A 19,831-nucleotide genomic window follows, 5' to 3' on the forward strand; every position below is an offset into this window, starting at 1 on the left:
GGATCGCACGGGGCGGACCGGGCGGCCGCTTACGCGCTGATCGCCGCGGCCCGGGCGCGCGCGGCGGGGACGCGCTTCGCCCGGCCGGTGTAGCCGGCCCGCCGCGCGGGCCCGGGGCTCGGAACCGGGTGTGGCGCCGGGGCTCAGAACCGGGTGTGGCGCCGGGGCTCAGAACCGGGCGTGGCGCAGGATCTCGCGGACCTGGTCGGCGATGGCGGCCTCGTTCTGCTCGAACTCCGGGGCGGTGAGGCGGTCCTGCTGGGCGGGCAGGCCGGTGAGGACGGGGGTGTGCAGGTGGCCGCCGGGGAGGTCGGGGGCGAGGTCGAGGCGCAGGCGGTTGGAGCGGTAGGCGACCTCGTTGGAGAGGTATCCGCCGCCGCCACCGGCGACCGCTCGGGAGCCGGGGGTGGGGCCGTCCGCGCGGTCGACGGGGTCGACGCCGCCCTCGGGGATCTCGGTGACGGTGGTGTTGAGGCGGACGGGGTAGGGCTGCTGGACGGCCGTCATGGCGTCGGTGGGCAGGGTGGTGCGGATGAACTCCGGGCCGCCGTCCAGGCCCGGGGCGGTGACCGGGTGCTGCCGGGTGCCGCCGGAGAGCGTGCCGGTGTTGTCGGTGGCGGGATCGGCGGAGCGGGCCCGCCCGGCCCAGGCCTCCAGGGTGAACAGGCCAGGGTAGCCCTGGCTGATGCTGGTGATCAGGTCGGCGGCCTGCGGGCCGGGGGAGAGGTGCGGGCCGAAGGCGCGCTCGACGACGCCGTCGTCGAAGTCGCCGTAGCGGACCGGCAGCAGGACGGCCCGGACTTCGGCCGGGCTGCCGTCGGCGAGGGTGATCCGCCGCCCGTGCAGTTGCAGGACGGCGGCGCCGGAGGGGTTGGCGCGGCGCGGCTCGGTGTCGAGGCCGTACGGGTCGAAGCCGCTGACGAAGATCCGCCGGACGCCGGGGGCGGCGGTGAAGCCGTCGTCGAGGCCTCGGGAGGCGTCCTCGAAGCGGGCCCGCAGGTCGGCCGGGTCGACATCGAACCCGGGTTGCCAGCGGGCCAGTTGGACGGTCATGGCGAGCCTGGTCCAGTACAGCGGGCGGTCGTCGCGGGCGGGGAGTTCGCCGCTGGGCCGCCGGCCCTGGGCCCGGTCCACCCCGGCCTGCCAGAGTGCCCGGCCCCAGGCGCCCGCCACCCGCTCCGCCTGCCGGGCGTTCCGGGCGGTGCACAGGGCGGCGGGGAAGCCCCGGAGCAGGTCGCGCAGGCCGGAGCGTTCGGTGAAGGCGGTCGTCCGCTGGTCCTGGAGCCGGGCCTGTTCGGTGTCCACCGGGGCGGTGGCGACGACCGGGCAGGCCGCCGGGCCGGCCTGGGCGGCGGCCGGGGTGAGCAGGGCGGCGAGCGTGCCGCTGAGGGCGGCGGCCAGGGTGGCGGCGCGACGAAGGCGTGTCATGTTCCCTGACAATAGGTCGGGAGCCGACACCCCGCCAGGGCGCCCAGCTCGCGCGCCCCGGCCGGCATGACCGCGCCACGGGCCCGTGGCCTGCTGGAACGTCCCGTCCAGCACTGACGGGAAGTCGGGAACCGGCGCGAGCTCTACAGCGTTGTCGTGGTCGAACAGTGGAAACAGCGGTCATTCGAACGGTGGCGGAGGAAGTGTCATGAGTGTGGCCCTGACGAAGGGCGGCAACGTCTCCCTGGGCAAGCAGGCCCCCGGGCTGCGGGTCGTACGGGTCGGCCTCGGCTGGACGGTCGGCGCCGGGTACGACCTGGACGCCAGCGCCCTGCTCTGCGACGCCTCCGGGAAGGTCGTCTCGGACCAGCACTTCGTCTTCTTCAACAACCTGCAGAGCCCGGACGGTTCGGTCCGCCACCAGGGCGGCGCCGGTGGCGGCGACGACCAGGAGCAGATCGACGTCCGGCTCGCGGACGTCCCGGCCGGGGTGGAGAAGATCGTCTTCGCGGTCGCGGTCTACGACGCGGTGCAGCGGCGCCAGAGCTTCGGCCAGGTCCGCGGCGCGTACATCCGGCTCACCGACCCGGACGGCGGCGCCGAGGCGGCCCGCTACGACGTGGCGGCCGAGGCGGGCAGCGAGACGGCGATGGTGTTCGGCGAGCTCTACCGGCACGGCGCGGACTGGAAGTTCCGGGCCGTCGGGCAGGGGTACGCGTCGGGGCTCGCGGGTATCGCCGCCGACTTCGGGGTGGACGTCCTGCAACCGGCGCCCGCCGCGCCCGTGCCCGCCGCGCCCGTGCCGGCTCCGGCGGTGCCCGCCGCGCCGGCCATGGCGCCCGCCGTGCCCGCCGTGGCGCCCGCTGTCCCGATGACCCAGCCAGGACCAGGGAGTTCCCCCGTGACGTGTTTCTTCGACCCCTCGCACGGCCTCGGCTCGACGGCGGTGCTGTGGTCGCCGCAGTGGGGCGTGCCGCGCCAGATCGAGACCTGCGCCGCCTGCGCCCAGCGGGTGCAGACCACCGTGCCGCCGTTCTACACCCCGCAGCAGGGCTACCCGCAGCCGGTCCAGCAGGGCTATCCGCAGCCGGTCCAGGGCCAGCCCGCTCAGGGCCAGCCGGGCCAGGGCGGACGCCGCTTCGGCACCGGCGCGCTGATCGGCGCGGGCGCGGCCGGCCTGGTCGGCGGCGCGCTGCTCAACGAGGCGTTCAGCGACGACACTCCCGAGGTGGTCGTGAACAACTACTACGAGGGCGACGACGACAGCTTCTTCTAGGCCGTTCCCCAGGGTGCCCCTGGACCGCCAGCCCTCCCGCCGGTACGCCCCCGCCCGGGCGGCCGCCTCGGCGGCGGCCGCGGCGCGGTCGGCGGCGGCCTCGTCGAGCGGCTGGGCGGTGGTGAGCATCCGGTAGTAGAGCGGCGCGGAGACGGCCCGGACCACCTCGAACGCGTCGGTGTCCGGCGGGAGTTCGCCGCGTTCGACGGCCTCGGTGACGCACGGCGCCCACTCCTCGACCCGGCGCAGGTAGAAGCGCCGCAGCGCCTCGGCGGCGCCCGGGTCGCAGGTGGCGGCCACGATCACCGCGCGGAACAGCGCCCCCTGCCGGGGGTCGGCCAGCGTGCGCTGGACCAGCCGGGCGTTGGCCCGCAGGTCCTCGGCGAGGGAGCCGCTGCGGGTGCGCGGCAGTGACTGCTCGGCCATGTCCGCGAGCAGGTCGGCGACCAGCGCGCTGGTGGTGCCCCAGCGCCGGTAGACGGTGGTCCGGCCGACCTCGGCCCGCTGGGCGACGTCGCCGAGGTCGAGCCCGCTGAAGCCGTGCTCGACCAGGGCGTCCTCGGCGGCCCGCAGGACGGCGGCGCGGACCCGGGCGGTGCGGCCGCCGGGGCGCCGCGTCCCGGGCGTGGGGGTCTCCGGGGCGTCCGGGGCGTCCGGCGCGTTCGGGGTCTCTGGAACGTCCGGGGCGTCCGGCGCGGAGGGCTCGGCAGTCATTAACGGGATTCCTGTTCCATTAGGTCGATGCGCCCTGCTAGGGTCGAACCATCCTAACGGAATGGGAGTCCCGTTAAGGGCCCCGAGGGGAGAACTGCCATGGAAACCAGCACGACAACCAGCACGACAACCGCCATGGAATACCGCCGACTCGGCTCGTCCGGCCTCAAGGTCCCCGCGCTCAGCCTCGGCACCGGCACCTTCGGCGGCCGTGGACCGCTGTTCGGCGCCTGGGGCACCACCGACGTCCAGGAGGCCCGCCGCCTGCTCGACATCGCCATCGACGCCGGAGTCACCCTCTTCGACACCGCCGACGTCTACTCCGACGGCGCCTCCGAAGAGGTCCTCGGCCAGGCCATCCGCGGCCGCCGCGACCAGGTGCTCGTCTCCACCAAGGCCGGCCTGCCGACCGGCGACGGCCCGCAGGACGCCGGCACCTCCCGGGCCCGCCTCACCAGGGCCGTGGACGACGCGCTGCGCCGCCTCGACACCGACTACCTCGACCTCTTCCAGCTGCACGCCTACGACGCCGGCACCCCGATCGAGGAGGTGCTGGCCACCCTCGACGACCTCGTCCGGGCCGGCAAGATCCGCTACACCGGCGTCTCCAACTTCTCCGGCTGGCAGCTGATGAAGTCCCTCGCCGTCGCCGAGCGCTACGGCCGCCCCCGCTACGCCGCCCACCAGGTCTACTACTCGCTGGTCGGCCGCGACTACGAGTGGGAGCTGATGCCGCTCGCCCAGGAGGAGGGCGTCGGCGCCCTGGTGTGGAGCCCGCTCGGCTGGGGCCGCCTCACCGGCCGGATCCGGCGCGGCCGGCCGCTCCCGGCCGACAGCCGGCTGCACGACACCGCCGACTACGGCCCGCCGGTCGAGGACGAACTGCTGTACCGGGTGGTCGACGCGCTCGACGGGATCGCCGCCGAGACCGGCCGCACCGTCCCGCAGATCGCCATCAACTGGCTGCTGCGCCGCCCGACCGTCTCCTCGGTCATCATCGGCGCCCGCAACGAGGAGCAGCTGCGGCAGAACCTCGGCGCGGTCGGCTGGTCGCTGACCGACGAGCAGGTCGCCCGGCTGGACGCGGCCAGCGCCCGCACCGCGCCGTACCCGTACTTCCCCTACCGCCGGCAGGAGGGTTTCGCCCGCCTCAACCCGCCGCTCGTGGGCTGAACCGGGTAATCCGCTTGCCGTGCCGCCCGGCCTGCGGCAAGGTCCGCACCATGTCCGAACTGCACGAACCCGAACCGCACGAGCCCGACCTGTATGAACCGGAACCGCGTGAACCCGACCTGCGCGAACCCGAGCTGCGCCGGCTCGGCTCCGACGACTGGGCGCTCTGGCGCGAGCTGCGCCTGGCCGCGCTGACCGAGGCGCCGTACGCCTTCGGCTCCACCCTGGCGGACTGGCAGGGCGCCGGCGACCACGAGGCCCGCTGGCGCTCCCGCCTGGAGATCCCCGGCGCCCTCGACCTGGTCGCGGTGCTGGACGGCCGCCCGGTCGCGATGGCCAGTGGCGTCCCGGCCGAGGAGGGCGGGGCGGCCGCCGAGCTGATCTCCCTGTGGGTCGGCTCGGCGGCGCGCGGCCGGGGCGTGGGGGACCGGCTGATCGGCGCGATCGCCCGCTGGGCCGCCGAGCAGGGGTTCACCACCCTCAAGCTGGCGGTGAACCCCGACAATGGCGCGGCCATCGCCCTCTACCGCCGCAACGGCTTCGCCGAGACCGACGAGCCCGGCGACCTGATGGCCGACGGCGTGCGGCGCGAACTGATCCTGGCGAGGGAGCTAGGGGGTGGCGCTGTCGGGAATCTTGGAAATCGGACCTCGGAGGAGCGTTCCAGTCTCAGGTGCGCCGGGTTGTTTGAGCAGTTCAGCGGCTTGCAAGCCGGGCTTAGCGGGTGCTGAGCGGTTGGACTTGAGGGGTGTGACCGTTCGGCGAACGGATCGTTCGTCGCGGTCGTGGTGGAAGTGCTGGGTGGGGCTGGTGGGACTACTCGGTTCACCCATTCGTGGCCAGCCCGCTCCTGGCGTGTCGCTACCCACCCTGCAGGCTGACCGGCCCGGCCGCGGCTTCGCGGCGTACATTCACCGGCCCACCCCCGGGCCCCGGCGACCCGTCGCCGGGATGGGGCGGCGGGTTAGGTCCGCGCCGCCGGAGCATCGGGGTGGCTATGCGGGCAGGGGGAGGTGTCCGATCACCTTCTGGCCGACGAACGCGGACATCCGCAGGGCGTGGTAGGCGTAGTCGCGCATGGCCTGCTCGTAGCCGGCGATGCCGTCCAGGAGGGGCTTGTCGCCGTGGGCGACGGCGAGCAGTTCCTCGCCCAGGGTGTGGGCGTCGCGCAGTGCGGTGTTGGCGCCGATGCCCAGGGCGGGGCTCATGGCGTGGACCGCGTCGCCCATGACCGTGACGTTCGACGGTTCCCAGGCGTCGACGGGCACACAGCTGCGGCACTTGAGGGCCTGCACGGTGGCGGTGTCCCACAGCCGGACGGTCTCGACCAGGGCCGGGTGCCAGGCGGCGACGCGCTCCAGCACGTGCGCCTTGAGCTCGTCGGGCCCGGCGGTGAGCAGTTCGTCGTCGGGGAGCATCCCGTCGGCGAGGGAGTTGAAGATGCTCAGCGCGTAGTCGGCGGTGGCCTCGCGCCGGAAGCCGGCGTCCTGCTCGGCGATCAGCGGCGAGGTGGGGTCGGTGCGCTCCAGCGGGCCCAGGGTCAGCCCGGTGAAGTCGGCGGCGTAGGCAAGGGAGAAGGTGTTGAACAGCTGTGCGGGCAGCTTGGCCTTCGCCTCGTCGGTGAGGTGGATCTTCGCGGCGATGTGCCGGGAACCGAGGTCGGCGACCTTCACCTGGGGCAGGCGCTGGGCGCGGACGGCGGAGTTGATGCCGTCCGCGGCGATCAGCACGTCGGCCTCGACCGTGGTCCCGTCCTCCAGCAGCACGGTGACCGTCGAGTCGGGGTTGGTGCGGTAGCCGGTGACCTTGGCGCCGAAGTGCACGGCCTTCTCCAGGCCGAGGTAGAGGATGCGGCGCAGGGTCGAGCGGCACACCACCAGGTGCTCGGGGATGTCGGTGGGCACCCCGGTGCCCTCGGTGGCCGTCTTGTCCCGGCCGGGGCGGGGGTTGAGCTGTTCGTCGAACAGCAGCATGTCGTCGCTCGGCATGCCGCAGGTCGCCAGGAACAGCTCCCACAGGCGCGGCTCCAGCGCGGCGTGCAGCGCGGAGGTGCCGGTGGAGTTGATGTGGATCCGGTACCCGGCCTCGCGCGCCGCGATGCCGGCGTCGCGCTCGTAGGCGGCCACGTCAAGGCCGTTGCGGTTCAGGTAGTGGGCCAGCGTCAGCCCGGCGAGACCGCCGCCGGCGATGACGATACGCATTCCAGACACAGTACTCCCAGTGCAGATTTCTTCTCTTACTCGGAGCACACCAGGACTCCCCTGAAGGGGAGGACGTTGACGCAGAACGGGAAACCGTTGACCTGCGGTCCGGACTACCAACCGGAAGGCAATTTCGTGTGCCCCGGAAGCCTACACCGACAGCTTGCGGCCAGTAGCTGATCAGCCCTGTGATGTGGAGTTATTTGCTGATCTTGCAACTCCTGCGGCGACTGCCGGGCCAATGGCGATTCCGACCTTGAAGAATCAATGGAAATCTGGTCAGCGAGAAGATGATTTGACCAATCCAGGATTTTTTGCTCACAGTCGCCTGACTTGTCTGTCCGACATACGCCGGGGCTAATGGAAGGGCTGCCTGCCGCTTGGAGGCCGAGCGGGAATGGAAACCGGTGGCGCCAGAATTCTTGACGGCCCCGGCTCCGCCGTTGGTCGGGACGGCCAGCGGTCAGTGTCTGGGACCGTTCGGCGAGTCACCAACCTCGGTGGCCAGTACACCTAGACCTTGGCCGCAGTCTTCGAACGGGCGTGGGCCGGAAGGCCGTTGGCGAGGTCCTCGACCATCAGGCGCCAGGCGATGGCGGTCGCCGCGGTGCGCAGCTGGGGGCTGCGCGGGCGGCCGGCGTCGGCGTCCAGCCGGGCGTTGAGCCAGTCCGACCAGGCCTGGGCGAGGACGCGGACCTCCTGGGATCCGGTGTCGGTGGGGGAGAGCCGGTCGCCGTCGCGGGTGAGGTAGCCCTCGGCGGCCATCCGGTCGAAGACCGGTTCCAGGGCCTCGGGCGGGATCCGCTTGCGGGCGGCGATGAGGTCCAGGGAGGCCTGGCCGACGGCCTTGGTGTGGCCGGCGACCTCCATCAGCGCCCAGGCCCCGGCCAGGTCGACCCGGGTGTCGGCGTCGTCGACGATCGAGCGGACGGTGTCGAGGTCCACGCCGCGCACGAGCTTGCCGACGGCGTACTCCAGGTGCGGGTCGGAGTCGCTGGTGGTCGGCTGGGCGAAGCCCTCGCCCATGTCGGTGGAGCCGGCCCGGGCGGTGTCCCGCAGTTGCACCTGTTTGAGGAAGAGCGCGACCACGAACCCGACCAGGGCGACCGGCACCGTCCACAGGAACACGGTGTGCAGGGCGTCGGAGTAGGCCTGGATGATCGGGGCCGCCTGCGCGGCGGGCAGCCGGTGCAGGCCCTGCGGGCTCTCTGCGGCCCGGGCGAGCAGCGCCGGGTCCGCGCCGGTGAGGCGGGCCGAGGAGGCCACGCCCCGGGCGAGTTCGGTCTTGAGGCTGTTGGCGTAGATGGTGCCGAACACGGCGGTGCCGAAGGAGCTGCCGATGGTGCGGAAGAAGGTCACCCCGGAGGTGGCGGTGCCGAGGTCCGCGTAGTCGACGGTGTTCTGCACGGCGATGGTGAGCACCTGCATGCTCAGCCCGATGCCGACGCCGAGCACGAACATGTAGAGGGAGGCGAGCGCGGTGCCCGTGCCGGGTTCGAGCCGGGAGAGCAGGTAGAGGCCGACGGCCATCACCAGGGTGCCGACGATCGGGAACACCCGGTACCGGCCGGTCTTGCTGACGGCGTTGCCGCTGGCGATCGAGGCGAGCAGCAGCCCGATCACCATCGGCAGCGTCCGCACGCCGGAGACGGTCGCCGAGTCGCCGTCGACGTACTGCAGGAAGGTCGGCAGGAAGGTCAGCGCGCCGAGCATCGCGAAGCCGACGATGAAGCTGAGTACCGAGCAGACCGCGAACACCGGGTTCCGGAACAGCCGCATCGGCAGCATCGGTTCGACGGCCCTGCTCTCCACCCAGCAGAACAGCCCGAGGGCGGCGGCGCCGCCGGCGAACAGGGCGATGATCACCCCGGAGCCCCAGGCGTACTCGTTGCCGCCCCAACTGGTCGCCAGGATCAGGGCGCTGGCGCCGATCGCGACGAGTGCGATCCCCAGGTAGTCGATCACCGGGCGCACCGCCGAGCGCACCGAGGGGATGGTCCGGGCGGCCGCGATCACCACCAGGATCGCGATCGGCACGTTGACGTAGAACGCCCAGCGCCAGGACAGGTGGTCGGTGAACAGCCCGCCCAGCAGCGGCCCGATGACCGTCGCCGCGCCGAACACCGCGCCGATCGCGCCCTGGTACTTGCCGCGCTCGCGCAGCGGGATGACGTCCGCGATCAGTGCCATGGCCGTCACCATCAGGCCGCCCGCGCCGATGCCCTGGAGCGCCCGCCAGGCGATCAGCAGCGTCATGTTGGTCGCCAGGCCGCAGAGGAACGAGCCGGTGATGAAGACGACCGCCGAGACCTGGAAGAGCAGTTTGCGCCCGTACAGGTCGCCGAACTTGCCGGCCAGCACGGTGGCCACCGTCTCGGCCAGCAGGTAGGCCGTCACCACCCACGACATGTGCGCGGCCCCGCCGAGGTCCGCGACGATGGTGGGCAGCGCGGTGCCGACGATGGTCTGGTCGAGCGCGGCCAGCAGCATGCCGAGCACGATGGTGCCGAAGACGACGTTGCGCTGCCGGACGTCCAGCACCGGCGGGGCGGTCGGCGGGGTTTCGGTGGCGGCGTTCATGTCCTCAGCCTCCGGGGCGCCGGGAGAGGCCGCGATCGGGTTCGGCCGTCCGGGTGAGCGGCGGCGCGGGCGGCGCAGCCCGGCTGGCGGCTCCGGGGCCGCGCCGTCCACGATGGCCGTTCGGAGGGGGGCCGCGCGCGGCGGGCGGGCAGCCGGACCGGGAAGACCGGTCGACGGCCGGTCGCCGGACGCGAAGCCAGACGACCGCCGGACGCCCGGAAGGTGCTCCCATGACGGCCCAACCCCCGTGCAGCCCCCCGGAACAGCGGCCTGGCGCCTCCGCCGCGAGCCGGCGGGCCGAGGCGCGGCGCTGGCGGGCGCTGACGGTCTGCCTGGTCGCGGGGTTCATGACGCTGCTGGACGTCAGCATCGTCAACGTCGCCCTGCCGACCGTGCGGGCCGGGCTGCACATGTCCGACAGCGGCCTGCAGTGGGTGCTCAGCGGCTACGCGCTCGCCTTCGGCCTGGTGCTGGTCCCGTCCGGGCGGCTCGGCGACGCCCGCAGCCGCCGGGCCGTCTTCCTCACCGGGCTCGCCCTGTTCACCGCGGCCAGCGCGCTGGCCGGGGCGGCGCAGAACCAGGAGTGGCTGGTGCTGGCCCGGCTGTTCCAGGGCGCGGCCGGCGGGGTGCTGGTGCCGCAGGTCTCCGGCTTCATCCAGGTCCTGTTCCAGGGCGCCGAGCGCGGCCGGGCCTTCGGCGCGCTCGGCGCCACCATCGGTCTGTCCACCGCCGTCGGCCCGCTGCTGGGCGGCCTGCTGATCCACCTGTTCGGCCCGCAGAACGGCTGGCGCTGGGTGTTCCTGGTCAACCTGCCGATCGGCGTGGCCGCCCTGCCCATCGCCTACCGGCTGCTCCCGCCGCCCCCGCCGGCGGCCTCGCGGGCCGGGCACCGGGACTTCGACCCGGTCGGGGTGCTGCTGCTCGGTGCCGGGACGGTCGCGCTGCTGCTGCCGTTCGTCCAGGCGCAGCAGTGGCACGGCTCGACGCGCTGGTTGCTGCTGCCGCTGGCGGCGGTGCTGCTGGGGGCCTTCGTGGGCTGGGAGCGGTACTACGCGCGGGGCCGGGAGCCGCTGGTGAGCATGGCGCTGTTCGCGGTGCGCCCGTACGCGGCGGGGGTGGCGCTGTCGCTGGTGTACTTCGCCGGGTTCACCGCGATCTTCTTCATCTTCACGCTCTACCTCCAAGCGGGCCTGCACTACTCGGCGCTGACGGCGGGCCTGGCGATCACGCCGTTCGCGCTGGGCTCGGGCGTGTCCGCGGCGATCGGCGGACGGCTGGTGCACCGGCTGGGCCGCCGGTTGGTGCTGCTCGGCCTGGTGCTGGTCCTGGCCGGCCTGCTGGCCTCGGCCCTGGCGGTGCAGCTGTGGACGGGGTCGGCGATCGGCTGGGCGACGGTGCTGCCGCTGCTGGTCGCCGGGGTGGGCAGCGGGCTGGTGATCGCGCCGAACCAGACCCTGACCCTCCAGCAGGTGCCGATCGCCCGGGCGGGCAGCGCCGGCGGTGTCCTGCAGACCGCCCAGCGGGTCGGCTCGGCGGTCGGCATCGCCATCGTCGGCTCGGTCTTCTTCGCCCACGCCCAGGGCCCGCGCCCGGACTGGGCGCTGGCCTTCCAACTGGGCGTGACGGTCGCGGCGGGCCTGGTCCTGGCGGCGCTGCTGGTGGCTCTGGCGGATGTGGCGGCAGGCCGCCGCGACGGGTGAGCAGCGTTTCCGGCGCCGCCGCCGGACGGCGGGTCAGTGGTCGCGGCGCTGGACGGCGACCGCGGCGACCACCACCGAGGCGAGCGCCCAGAGCGCGAACGTGGCCCAGGATCCGGCGACGGTGGCCGGGTGCGCGGAGGGCAGCGAGTGGGTCAGGTCGACCTGGGCCAGCCGGCGCCAGGCCTGGAGCGGCATGGCGTGCAGGAGGTCGGCCGACCAGCGGTAGCGCTCGTTGAAGAACGCCGGCAGGAAGAACAGCACCAGGACGGTGCCCACCACGGCTCCGGCGGTGTGCCGGATCAGCGCGCCGAGGGCGAATCCGGCGAGGGCGCAGACCGGGGCGAACAGGGCGGCGGCCGCGACGAAGCGCAGCGCGGTCGGGTCGGTGGCGGACACGCCGATGTGGGTGTCGGCGAGGACCGCCTGGCAGGCGCCGAAGGAGACGCCCGCGGTGACGGCGCCGTAGCCGAGCATGACCGCGGTCAGTACGCAGGCCTTGGCGGCGATCACGGCCCGGCGGTCCGGGACGGCCACCAGCGTGGTGCGGATCAGCCCGCTCGCGTACTCGCCGACCAGGACGAGCGCGCCGACGCTGCCCGCGACGATCATCACGACGTCGGCGGCGATCATGGTGAAGGAGTTGCCGAGCGCGACCTGCAGCATGGTCGCCGGATCGCCGTCGCCGACGGTGTAGTGGTCGTAGGTGTACCGGGCCGCCTTGAGGTTGGCGGCGATGATGAACAGGGCGCTCAGGCCCAGCACCCAGACGGTCGAGCGCAGGGACCAGAACTTGATCCACTCGGCGGCGAGCAGGTCGCCGAAGCGGGCGCGTGGCCGGGGAAGGGGCCGGGGAAGGGGGCGGGGGGTGGTGGTCGCGGTGCTCATCGGGGCTCTCCGGCCAGGTAGTCGACGCTGTCGGCGGTCAGTTCCATGAACGCCTCCTCCAGGGAGGCGGTGCGGGTGGTCAGGGCGTGCAGCAACAGACGTTGCTCCAGGGCGAGTTCGCCGATCCGGGTGGCGTCCAGGCCGGTCACGGCGAGCGCGCCGTCCGGGCCCGGGCGGACGGTGGCGCCCGCCGCGGTCAACACGGCCGCCAGCCGGTCGGGTTCGGCCGCCCGGACGGTGACGCCGGTGCGGCCGGCCCGGGCGGAGAACTCCGCCAGGCTCTCGTCGGCGATCAGCCGGCCCCGGCCGATCACCACCAGGCGGTCGGCGGTGTGCTCCATCTCGGCCATCAGGTGGCTGGAGACGAAGACCGTCCGTCCTTCGGCTGCGAGGCGGCGGAACAGGCCGCGTACCCACAGCACGCCCTCCGGGTCGAGGCCGTTGAGCGGCTCGTCGAAGAGGAGGACGGGCGGGTCGCCGAGCAGCGCGCCGGCGATGCCCAGGCGCTGCTTCATCCCCAGCGAGTAACCGCGGATCCGGCGCCCGGCGGCCTTGGTGAGCCCGACCTCGTGCAGCACCTCCTCGACCCGCGCGGCCGGGATCGCGTTGGCGCGGGCCAGCGCCCGCAGCTGGGCCGCGCCGCTGCGCCCGCCGTGGACGTCGCCCGCGTCGAGCAGGGCGCCGACGTCGCGCAGGCCGCGCGGCCGAGACCGGAACGGGCGGCCGTCGATGGTGGCGGTGCCGCCGGTCGGGTCGTTGAGGCCGAGGATCAGCCGCAGGGTGGTGGACTTGCCCGCGCCGTTGGGGCCCAGGAAGCCGGTCACATGGCCGGGCCGGACGGTGAAGGTGAGGCGTTCGACGGCGGTGGTGCGGCCGTAGCGCTTGGTCAGCTCGGTGACTTCGATCATGGGCTCAACGGTGCCGGGCGGGGCCGGGCCGCCGCATCGGACCGGCGCTGACACCGCGCGCCCCGGCTGTCACCCCCGGTCGTACAACCACGGTCCGATGACGGCGACTCGGGCCGCCGATACGATCTTCGTATGCTTGCGACGCCCTCTCCGCCCCTGTTCCGGCGCGTTCCGCCCGAGGTCTGGGTCGGACTCGCCTGGTGCGTGGCCGCCGCGTACCCCGCCGTCCTGCTCGGCGGCAACGCCCGGTACCACGGCGGGGCCGCCGCCCACGGCGGCCTGTCCTTCACCCTGGCCACCACGGTGGTGGCCTTCGCCGGCGCCGCGCTGGTTCGCCGCCTTCCGGTGCTCGCGGTCGCCCTGCTGTTCGTCGCCGCCTTCACGGAGACCGACGGCTGGGCCGCCGACACCCAGGTCCCGCCGGCCTCCCTGCTGGCCGTGGACGTCGCGCTCTGCCTGATCACCGCCACCCGGCCGCGCCGCAGCTCGCGGGCCGCGTTCGCGCTGGTGATGAGCCTGCTCGTGCTGCACATCGGCCTGGTGCACGGCAACACCGTCGGCATCTTCACCGGCACCCACATCGGCTCCGCCGACGGCGCCGCGCTGCTCGCCCTGGTCGCCTGGCTGATCGGCCGCTCGATGCGGCAGAACCGCGAGCACGCCCAGGCGTTGAGCACCCGGGCGGCCACCGAGGCCGTCACCGCCGAACGGCTGCGGATCGCCCGCGAGATGCACGACACCGTCGCCCACACCATCGGCATCGTCGCCCTCCAGGCCGGCGCCGCCCGCCGGGTCATCGACACCCGCCCCGAACGGGCCAAGCAGGCGCTCGGCGAGATCGAGAACGCCGGCCGGGACACCCTGGCCGGGCTGCGCCGGATGCTCGTCGCGCTGCGCCAGGCCGACGGCGAGACGTCGGCGACCACCCCCCAGGGCCTGGCCGACCTCGACCGGCTGGCCGCCGCGACCACCGCCGCCGGCGTCCGGGTCGAGGTCCGGCGGCGGGGTGAACAGGGCCCGCTGCCACCGGAGATCGACCTCTCGGCGTTCCGCGTCATCCAGGAGTCCGTCACCAACGTGGTGCGGCACGCGGACACCCGCTCCTGCGAGGTCCTGGTCGACCGCCGCACGGCGGGCGAGGTGGCCGTGGAGATCACCGACCGGGGTACGGGCCCCGGCACCGACCCGGGCCGGGGCACCGGCTTCGGCCTGGCCGGGCTGCGCGAGCGGGTCGGCCTGCTGGACGGCGAGTTCGAGGCCGGTCCGCGCCCCGAGGGCGGCTTCCGGGTCGCCGTCCGACTGCCGATCCCCGTGGAGGTGAATGCATGACCCGCGTCCTGCTGGTCGACGACCAGCCGCTGGTCCGGGCCGCGCTGGAGATGGTCATCACCGAGACCGCCGACGTCGAGGTGGTCGGCGAGGCCGGCACCGGCGCCGAGGCCGTCCGGCTGGCCGGTGAACTGCGGCCCGACGTCGTCGTGATGGACCTGCGGATGCCCGGCATGGACGGCATCGAGGCGACCCGCCTGATCACCGGCGGCGGTGGGCCGACCAGGGTCGTCGTGCTCACCACCTTCGACGACGACGACCACGTGTACGCGGCGCTGCGCGCCGGGGCGTCCGGCTTCCTGGTCAAGGACATGGCGCTGGACGACATCCTCGCCGCCGTCCGGGTGGTGGCCGCCGGGGACGCCCTGATCGCACCGAGCGTCACCCGCCGGCTGATCTCCTCCTTCGCGGACCAGCGGCCGGGCCCGGGCCCGGCCGCCGCCGCGTCACCGGCCGCTGCACCGGTGCCGGCCCCCGGGCCGACAGCGGCCGCCCGGCGGCTGGGCGCGATCACCGACCGGGAGCGGGAGATCCTCACCCTGGTCGGCCGGGGCCTGTCCAACACCGAGATCGCCGCCGAACTGGTCCTCAGCATCGCCACGGTGAAGACCTACATGACCCGGCTGCTGGCCAAGCTCGACGCCCGCGACCGGGTCCACCTCGTCATCCTGGCCTACGAGGCGGGCCTGGTCACCGTCCCCGGCTGACGTCGGCAGGTTCAGCGCTTGATCGCCACGCCCGCGTACATCGCGATGTCCTGGTCGCGGATCGGCGCCGCCCCGGTGTCCGGGCGCCAGTGGTGGACCAGGGTGACGCCGGGGTCGAGGAGGTCGTAGCCGTCGAAGAAGGCCGCGGTCTCCTTCTGGTCGCGGATCTGCAGCGGGATGCCGCGCGCGTTGTACTCCCGGCCGACGCCGCCCACGCCCACCGGGTCGGTGTCCCCGGTGAACACGGTCAGGGCGAGGAAGCTGCCGGGCGCCAGGGCGTCCATGAAGCGGCGCACGATGCCCTGCGGGTCGTCCTCGTCGAGCACGAAGTGGACGATGGCGATCAGCGACAGCGCCACCGGCTGGGAGAAGTCGAGGACCTCGCGCAGCCGGGGGTTCTGGATGATCGACTCCGGGGCGCGGAAGTCGGCGTCCACGTAACAGGTGCGGCCCTGCGACGTGCTGGACATCAGGGCCCGCGCGTGGGTGAGCACGATCGGGTCGTTGTCGACGTAGGCGACCCGCGCGTCCGGGGCGATCGACTGGGCGATCTCGTGGACGTTGGGCGAGGTGGGGATGCCGGTGCCGATGTCCAGGAACTGCCGGACGCCGTACTCCTCGGTGAGGTGGCGGACGGCGCGCTGCATGAAGTCGCGGGTGGTGCGCATGGAGATCGGCAGCGACGGCCAGGCCTGCACCGAGGCGTGCGCGGCGACGCGGTCCGCCTCGAAGTTGGTCTTGCCGCCGATGAGGTAGTCGTAGACCCGCGCCGAGTGCGGTACGTCCATCCGCAGATCCACCGACGGGTACTCCTCCTGCGGACCGCGCCCTGCCCGGACCTCGTTCGACATGCTCGTCCTCCCGTTGCTGGGGTTCCGTCACCGGCCGCCCTGGTGGCGGGCCTTGGTGCGCATGGTAACGGTGTTCCGGGACGACAAGATGACCATCTCTTGGGGTTAAGGCCCCCTTAAGGGCGCATCCTAGGCCTGGGCCGCCGGGCTGCCGGTGGCGGGGGAGCCGCTCTGCCCCGGGAGGAGCGGGTGGTGTCCGTACGATCGACCGGCGGCGGCCAGTTCGAGCGCGGCGCCGGTCCAGGCGGCACCGAACGCCCAGGTCGAGAACCACTCGCACAGGTACAGCGGCCGGACGGCCCAGTCCGTGCCGACGCCGGCCACCCCGGCGACGACGGCGAGCAGCAGGAGCACCAGGATCAGCACCCCGGCCGCCAGGTAGGCCCGGCTGACCCAGGACGGCTGGGTGGAGCGCGGGTTGCGGAAGGAGTAGACGCAGAACATCGCCAGCACGAAGAGCAGCAGTCCGGCGAAGGCGTAGTGCAGCAGGCCGACCGCGCTCTGGAACGAGGTCGCGCCCCGCGGCGCGGTCGGGCACAGGGCGACCCCGAGCGCGAACACGCCGGCGGCGGTGCTCCAGCGGTCGTCCCGGCGGTCGAAGCGGTAGCAGATCAGGAACACCCCGAGCGCGCACAGGCCGCCCACGAAGAGGTTCCGGGTGCTGGTGTAGTACGAGCCGCTCATCGAGGCCGGCCAGAATCCCGCCGTGCTCTGGCCCCTGAGCTCGGCGAACAGCCAGTTCCCCAGGGGGAGTGCGAGCGGCAGCAGGATGCCGATCAGTCCGACGCCGAGTCGTAGGAAGGTGATGGTCCGTTCGTCCTGGTTGGTGCCTCCCCGGGCGACGACCGCGTCGCGCTCCGGGTCTTCCGCCGTCCGCCGTTCGTGGGTCACGGACGCCTCCTTGCCCTCTGCACTATGAGCAGCTGTCAGCTGGTGTACCCACGGTGCGGCCCCTGTCCACACCACCTGAACGGGCGGTTTGAAGACGGACCCCAGCGGCGTGACGGGGGTCAGCCGGTGGGGCTGGCGGACCTGGCGATGAGGGAGTTGAGCAGGGCCGCGCCGCGCTCGGCGTCGTCGACGCTCACGGCGAACTCGCGCCCGCGCCGGGTGCGGACCACCAGGCAGACGCCGCGGCGCAGCATCACGGTGGTGCCGAGGCTGTTGACGCGGTAGCCCCAGCCGCCGGCCTGGGCGGGGGTGCGCAGCTCGGCGCGGGCCGAGTCGAGGTCGGCGGGGGACCAGCGCCGGCTGGGCCAGCCGAACGGGCCGAAGTCGACGGACAGGCCGTCGGCGGTCACCCGGGTCGTGACCGAGGAGCAGCCGAGCGTGATGACGGAGGTGGAGGCGAACGGCACGATCAGCGACCAGTTGAGCGCGATCAGCCCGCTGGCCGGCGCCAGCACGGCGCCCAGGGCGCCCAGGGCGAGGACGGCCGAGGCCAGTTGCAGCCACGTGTTGGCGGCTCGGGAGAGCCAGACCAGGTGCTCGCCCGGCACGGCCGTCAGCGTCGGCGCCCCGGCCGCCGGTCGCCCGCCGGTCGGGGAGTCGACGCGCGGGCGGACGGCCAGCCAGGTCAGCAGGCCGGCCAGGCCCGCCGCCACGACCAGGACGACCACCTCGAAGCCCATCGGCGCGGCCTCCTGCCAGCGCGCGCGGTCCAGGTTGGCGTGCACGATGGAGGTCTGCGCCCCCGTCAGGAGTACTCCGCCGGCCGCCAGCGCCGGCCCGATGGCACCGCGCGCCGTCCCGGCCCGGAACCGGAGGGTGGCCGCGGCGGCCAGCACCAGCACCAGCCAGACCGCCGCCGGGAACAGCGCGGCCGCCGTCAGTGACATGGAGCCGTCCGGGTCCTGCCCGCCCCAGTGGGTGGCGAGCGGGTCCGGCAGCCGGTGGCGCGCGGCCCACGGCAGCGCGATCAGCAGGGCCAGGACGCCCGCCGACCAGGCCACCGCGCCCCAGAACGCGCCGCGCCCCGCCCCGGGCTCCCGGCGCTCCTTCGCTATGAGCTTCCCGTCCGTCACGACATCCCCCTGATCATGTCCACGAGATCGTTCCTGCTGTAGCCGGCCCGGGCCGCATCGGCGACCAACTGTCGTACCCGCTCGGCCAGTTCGGAGCGCGTGTCGGCGTCCTCGGCGACCGTGACGCCACGGCCCCGGCGGAACTCCAGCACGCCCTCGTCGCGCAGCGTGCGCAGCCCGCGCAGGACGGTGTTGGTGTTCACCCCCAGCGCCCGGGAGAGCTCCCGGGCCGGTGGCAACCTGTCCCCGGGGGCGCACTCGCCCTCGGCGACGGCCCGCCTGATCGCGCCTGCCACCTGCTCGTGCAGGGGGCGGGCGTCGCCGGTGTCCAGCTTCAGCAACATGGTGCTAATGACGATAGCACCATCCAGATCTCTCGTCGGCCGCCTCGCGCGCCCCGCCACCTCGCCGGAGCGCCCGCCCCCTCGCGCACCCCGGCGCCCCGGCGGAGCATGGACACCGAGGAGGTGGCGGCACGGCGGTGAGCGGACGACTGCGGGTGTTCCTGGGGGCTGCGCCGGGGGTCGGCAAGACGTACGCCATGCTCGCCGAGGGCCGCCGACTGCGCGACGACGAAGACCTCGACGTCGTCGTCGGACTGGTCGAGACCTACGGCCGCCGGGGCACCGAACACCAGCTCGGGGACCTGCCCGTACTGCCCCGCCGCACCGTCGGCCACCGCGGCACCACCCTCACCGAGCTCGACGTCGATGCCCTGCTCGCCCGCCGCCCGCAGCTCGCGCTCGTCGACGAACTCGCCCACACCAACGCCCCCGGCGGCCGCCACCCCAAACGCTGGCAGGACGTCCGGGAACTCCTCGACGCCGGCGTCGACGTGGCCACCACCGTCAACATCCAGCACCTGGAGAGCCTCAACGACGTCGTCGAACAGATCACCGGCGTCGCCCAGCGCGAGCGGATCCCCGACGAGGTGGTCCGCGCCGCCGACCGGATCGAACTCGTCGACCTCAGCCCGCAGGCCCTGCGCACCCGGATGGCCCAGGGCGCGATCTACCCGCCCGACCGGATCGACGTCGCCCTGGACCACTACTTCCGGGCCGGCAACCTCGGCGCCCTGCGCGAACTCGCCCTGCTCTGGCTGGCCGACCGGGTCGAGGAGGAACTCGCCGACTACCGCGCCCGGCACGGCATCCGGGCGCCCTGGGAGACCAAGGAACGCATCGTCGTCGCCCTCAACGGGGCCCCGCAGGGCGAGCACCTGATCCGCCGCGGCGCCCGCACCGCCACCCGGGTGCACGGCGACCTGATCGGCGTGCACGTCCGGCCCGACGACGGCGCCACCGTCCACGAGCCGCCCGCCCTCGCCGGCCAGCGCGCCCTGCTGCACGAACTCCACGGCGGCTACATCGAGGTCGACGGCACCGACGCCGCCCGCGCCCTGGTGGACTTCGCCCACGCCGAGAGCGCCACCCAGATCCTGCTCGGGCCGACCAGCCGCAGCCGCCTGCGCGAACTGGTCTCCGGCTCGGTGATCAACCGCGTCATCCGGCTGGCCGGCCCGATCGACGTCCGGGTCGTCCCCCCGCCCCAACCCGGCCTGCTGGCCGTCCCGCCCGCACCCCGGCGCCGCCGCCCGGCCGCCGTCCCGCCGCGCCGCCGGCGCCTGGCCTGGCTGGCCGGCCCGGCCGCAACGGCCGCCCTGGCCTGGGCGCTCTCCCCGCTGCGCGACTCGCTGGCCCTCCCCGGCGCCCTGCTCTGCCTGCTGCTGGTCGTCGCCGCCACCGCCCGGCTCGGCGGCCTGCTGCCCGCCGCCGCCAGCACCGCCGCCGGGGCGCTCGCCGCCGACTACTTCTTCACCGCGCCCTGGCACAGCCTCGCCGTCACCCGCGGCGCCGACCTCGCCGCGCTGCTGCTCTTCCTCGCCGTCGCCGGGATCATCGCCCACCTCATCGACGGCCTCACCCGCCGCTCCCAGCAGGCCGACCGGGCCCGCGCCGAAGCGGCGGGGGGGGGCCCGCGTGGCGGGGCGGCGGGGGGAGACGGGGCCCCCGCCGTGGCCCCCCCGGACGGCCGCCCGGCGCCGCGGGTGGGCCG

16 protein-coding genes and 1 pseudogene are annotated in these 19,831 nt (G+C 74.0%); 7 read left to right on the forward strand and 10 right to left on the reverse strand.

Annotated elements, in window-relative coordinates; genetic code table 11:
• Window positions 1-168: 168 nt before the first annotated feature.
• Window positions 169-1,428, reverse strand: a complete 1,260-nt coding sequence (locus tag ACFV6I_RS16730; RefSeq protein ID WP_380425944.1) for a pyroglutamyl peptidase — start codon at window positions 1,426-1,428, stop codon at window positions 169-171.
• A gap of 208 nt (window positions 1,429-1,636) precedes the next feature.
• Between ACFV6I_RS16730 and ACFV6I_RS16735 the strand changes: the two genes are divergently transcribed.
• Window positions 1,637-2,704, forward strand: a complete 1,068-nt coding sequence (locus tag ACFV6I_RS16735) for a TerD family protein (protein WP_380425946.1) — start codon at window positions 1,637-1,639, stop codon at window positions 2,702-2,704.
• 36 nt (window positions 2,705-2,740) lie between these two features.
• Here the strand turns inward: ACFV6I_RS16735 and ACFV6I_RS16740 are convergent.
• Window positions 2,741-3,418 (reverse strand): annotated as a pseudogene (locus ACFV6I_RS16740) (TetR/AcrR family transcriptional regulator); the annotation flags it as partial.
• 135 nt (window positions 3,419-3,553) lie between these two features.
• On the opposite strand from ACFV6I_RS16740, the gene ACFV6I_RS16745 reads away from it, so the two are divergent.
• Together ACFV6I_RS16745 and ACFV6I_RS16750 are read left to right on the forward strand one after the other, a co-directional pair.
• The gene (locus ACFV6I_RS16745) at window positions 3,554-4,591 is read left to right on the forward strand and encodes an aldo/keto reductase (protein WP_380425977.1); all 1,038 of its coding nucleotides are present in this window, start codon (window positions 3,554-3,556) and stop codon (window positions 4,589-4,591) included.
• A 50-nt stretch (window positions 4,592-4,641) separates the two neighbouring features.
• Window positions 4,642-5,322 carry a GNAT family N-acetyltransferase gene (locus ACFV6I_RS16750; RefSeq protein ID WP_380425948.1) on the forward strand — a complete coding sequence of 227 codons (681 nt, stop codon included), beginning with the start codon at window positions 4,642-4,644 and terminating at the stop codon, window positions 5,320-5,322.
• Window positions 5,323-5,586: 264 nt separating this feature from the next.
• Here the strand turns inward: ACFV6I_RS16750 and ACFV6I_RS16755 are convergent, their stop codons facing one another.
• Window positions 5,587-6,792 (reverse strand): FAD-dependent oxidoreductase, encoded by a 1,206-nt coding sequence (locus ACFV6I_RS16755; protein ID WP_380425950.1) that lies wholly within the window; start codon window positions 6,790-6,792, stop codon window positions 5,587-5,589.
• A 513-nt stretch (window positions 6,793-7,305) separates the two neighbouring features.
• A complete protein-coding gene (locus ACFV6I_RS16760; RefSeq protein WP_380425952.1) occupies window positions 7,306-9,372 on the reverse strand; it encodes an MDR family MFS transporter in 2,067 nt (688 codons plus the stop codon).
• Between the two features lie 230 nt (window positions 9,373-9,602).
• Between ACFV6I_RS16760 and ACFV6I_RS16765 the strand changes: the two genes are divergently transcribed.
• Complete coding sequence (locus ACFV6I_RS16765; RefSeq protein WP_380425954.1) at window positions 9,603-11,072, forward strand: MFS transporter; 1,470 nt, start codon at window positions 9,603-9,605, stop codon at window positions 11,070-11,072.
• A gap of 33 nt (window positions 11,073-11,105) precedes the next feature.
• On the opposite strand, the gene ACFV6I_RS16770 is transcribed toward ACFV6I_RS16765, so the two are convergent.
• Window positions 11,106-11,957: an ABC transporter permease gene (locus ACFV6I_RS16770; protein ID WP_380370112.1), complete on the reverse strand. Its 852-nt coding sequence runs from the start codon at window positions 11,955-11,957 to the stop codon at window positions 11,106-11,108.
• Window positions 11,954-12,865, reverse strand: coding sequence for an ABC transporter ATP-binding protein (locus tag ACFV6I_RS16775; RefSeq protein ID WP_380370110.1), 912 nt, complete (start codon window positions 12,863-12,865; stop codon window positions 11,954-11,956). The genes ACFV6I_RS16770 and ACFV6I_RS16775 overlap by 4 nt, the downstream gene beginning before the upstream one ends.
• 132 nt (window positions 12,866-12,997) lie before the next feature.
• Here ACFV6I_RS16775 and ACFV6I_RS16780 point away from each other — a divergent pair, with 132 nt between their 5' ends.
• Both ACFV6I_RS16780 and ACFV6I_RS16785 read left to right on the forward strand, forming a co-directional pair.
• The gene (locus ACFV6I_RS16780; RefSeq protein ID WP_380344946.1) at window positions 12,998-14,194 is read left to right on the forward strand and encodes a sensor histidine kinase; all 1,197 of its coding nucleotides are present in this window, start codon (window positions 12,998-13,000) and stop codon (window positions 14,192-14,194) included.
• Window positions 14,191-14,901, forward strand: a complete 711-nt coding sequence (locus ACFV6I_RS16785; RefSeq protein WP_380425956.1) for a response regulator — start codon at window positions 14,191-14,193, stop codon at window positions 14,899-14,901. Before ACFV6I_RS16780 ends, ACFV6I_RS16785 begins: the two co-directional genes overlap by 4 nt.
• 11 nt (window positions 14,902-14,912) lie before the next feature.
• On the opposite strand, the gene ACFV6I_RS16790 is transcribed toward ACFV6I_RS16785, so the two are convergent.
• From ACFV6I_RS16790 to ACFV6I_RS16805, 4 genes are all read right to left on the reverse strand, one after another.
• Window positions 14,913-15,752, reverse strand: coding sequence for an SAM-dependent methyltransferase (locus ACFV6I_RS16790; RefSeq protein WP_380425958.1), 840 nt, complete (start codon window positions 15,750-15,752; stop codon window positions 14,913-14,915).
• Window positions 15,753-15,881: 129 nt separating this feature from the next.
• Window positions 15,882-16,643: a hypothetical protein gene (locus tag ACFV6I_RS16795; protein WP_380425960.1), complete on the reverse strand. Its 762-nt coding sequence runs from the start codon at window positions 16,641-16,643 to the stop codon at window positions 15,882-15,884.
• Window positions 16,644-16,762: 119 nt separating this feature from the next.
• The gene (locus ACFV6I_RS16800) at window positions 16,763-17,776 is read right to left on the reverse strand and encodes a DUF1648 domain-containing protein (protein WP_380425962.1); all 1,014 of its coding nucleotides are present in this window, start codon (window positions 17,774-17,776) and stop codon (window positions 16,763-16,765) included.
• Window positions 17,773-18,120 (reverse strand): GntR family transcriptional regulator, encoded by a 348-nt coding sequence (locus tag ACFV6I_RS16805; protein ID WP_063350510.1) that lies wholly within the window; start codon window positions 18,118-18,120, stop codon window positions 17,773-17,775. Before ACFV6I_RS16805 ends, ACFV6I_RS16800 begins: the two co-directional genes overlap by 4 nt.
• Before the next feature lie 137 nt (window positions 18,121-18,257).
• Between ACFV6I_RS16805 and ACFV6I_RS16810 the strand changes: the two genes are divergently transcribed.
• Window positions 18,258-19,831, forward strand: a 1,574-nt coding sequence (locus ACFV6I_RS16810) for a DUF4118 domain-containing protein (protein WP_380425964.1), incomplete at its 3' end; no start/stop codon positions are given.

Source organism: Kitasatospora sp. NPDC059803 (genome assembly GCF_042732255.1).
Taxonomy (GTDB): domain Bacteria; phylum Actinomycetota; class Actinomycetes; order Streptomycetales; family Streptomycetaceae; genus Kitasatospora.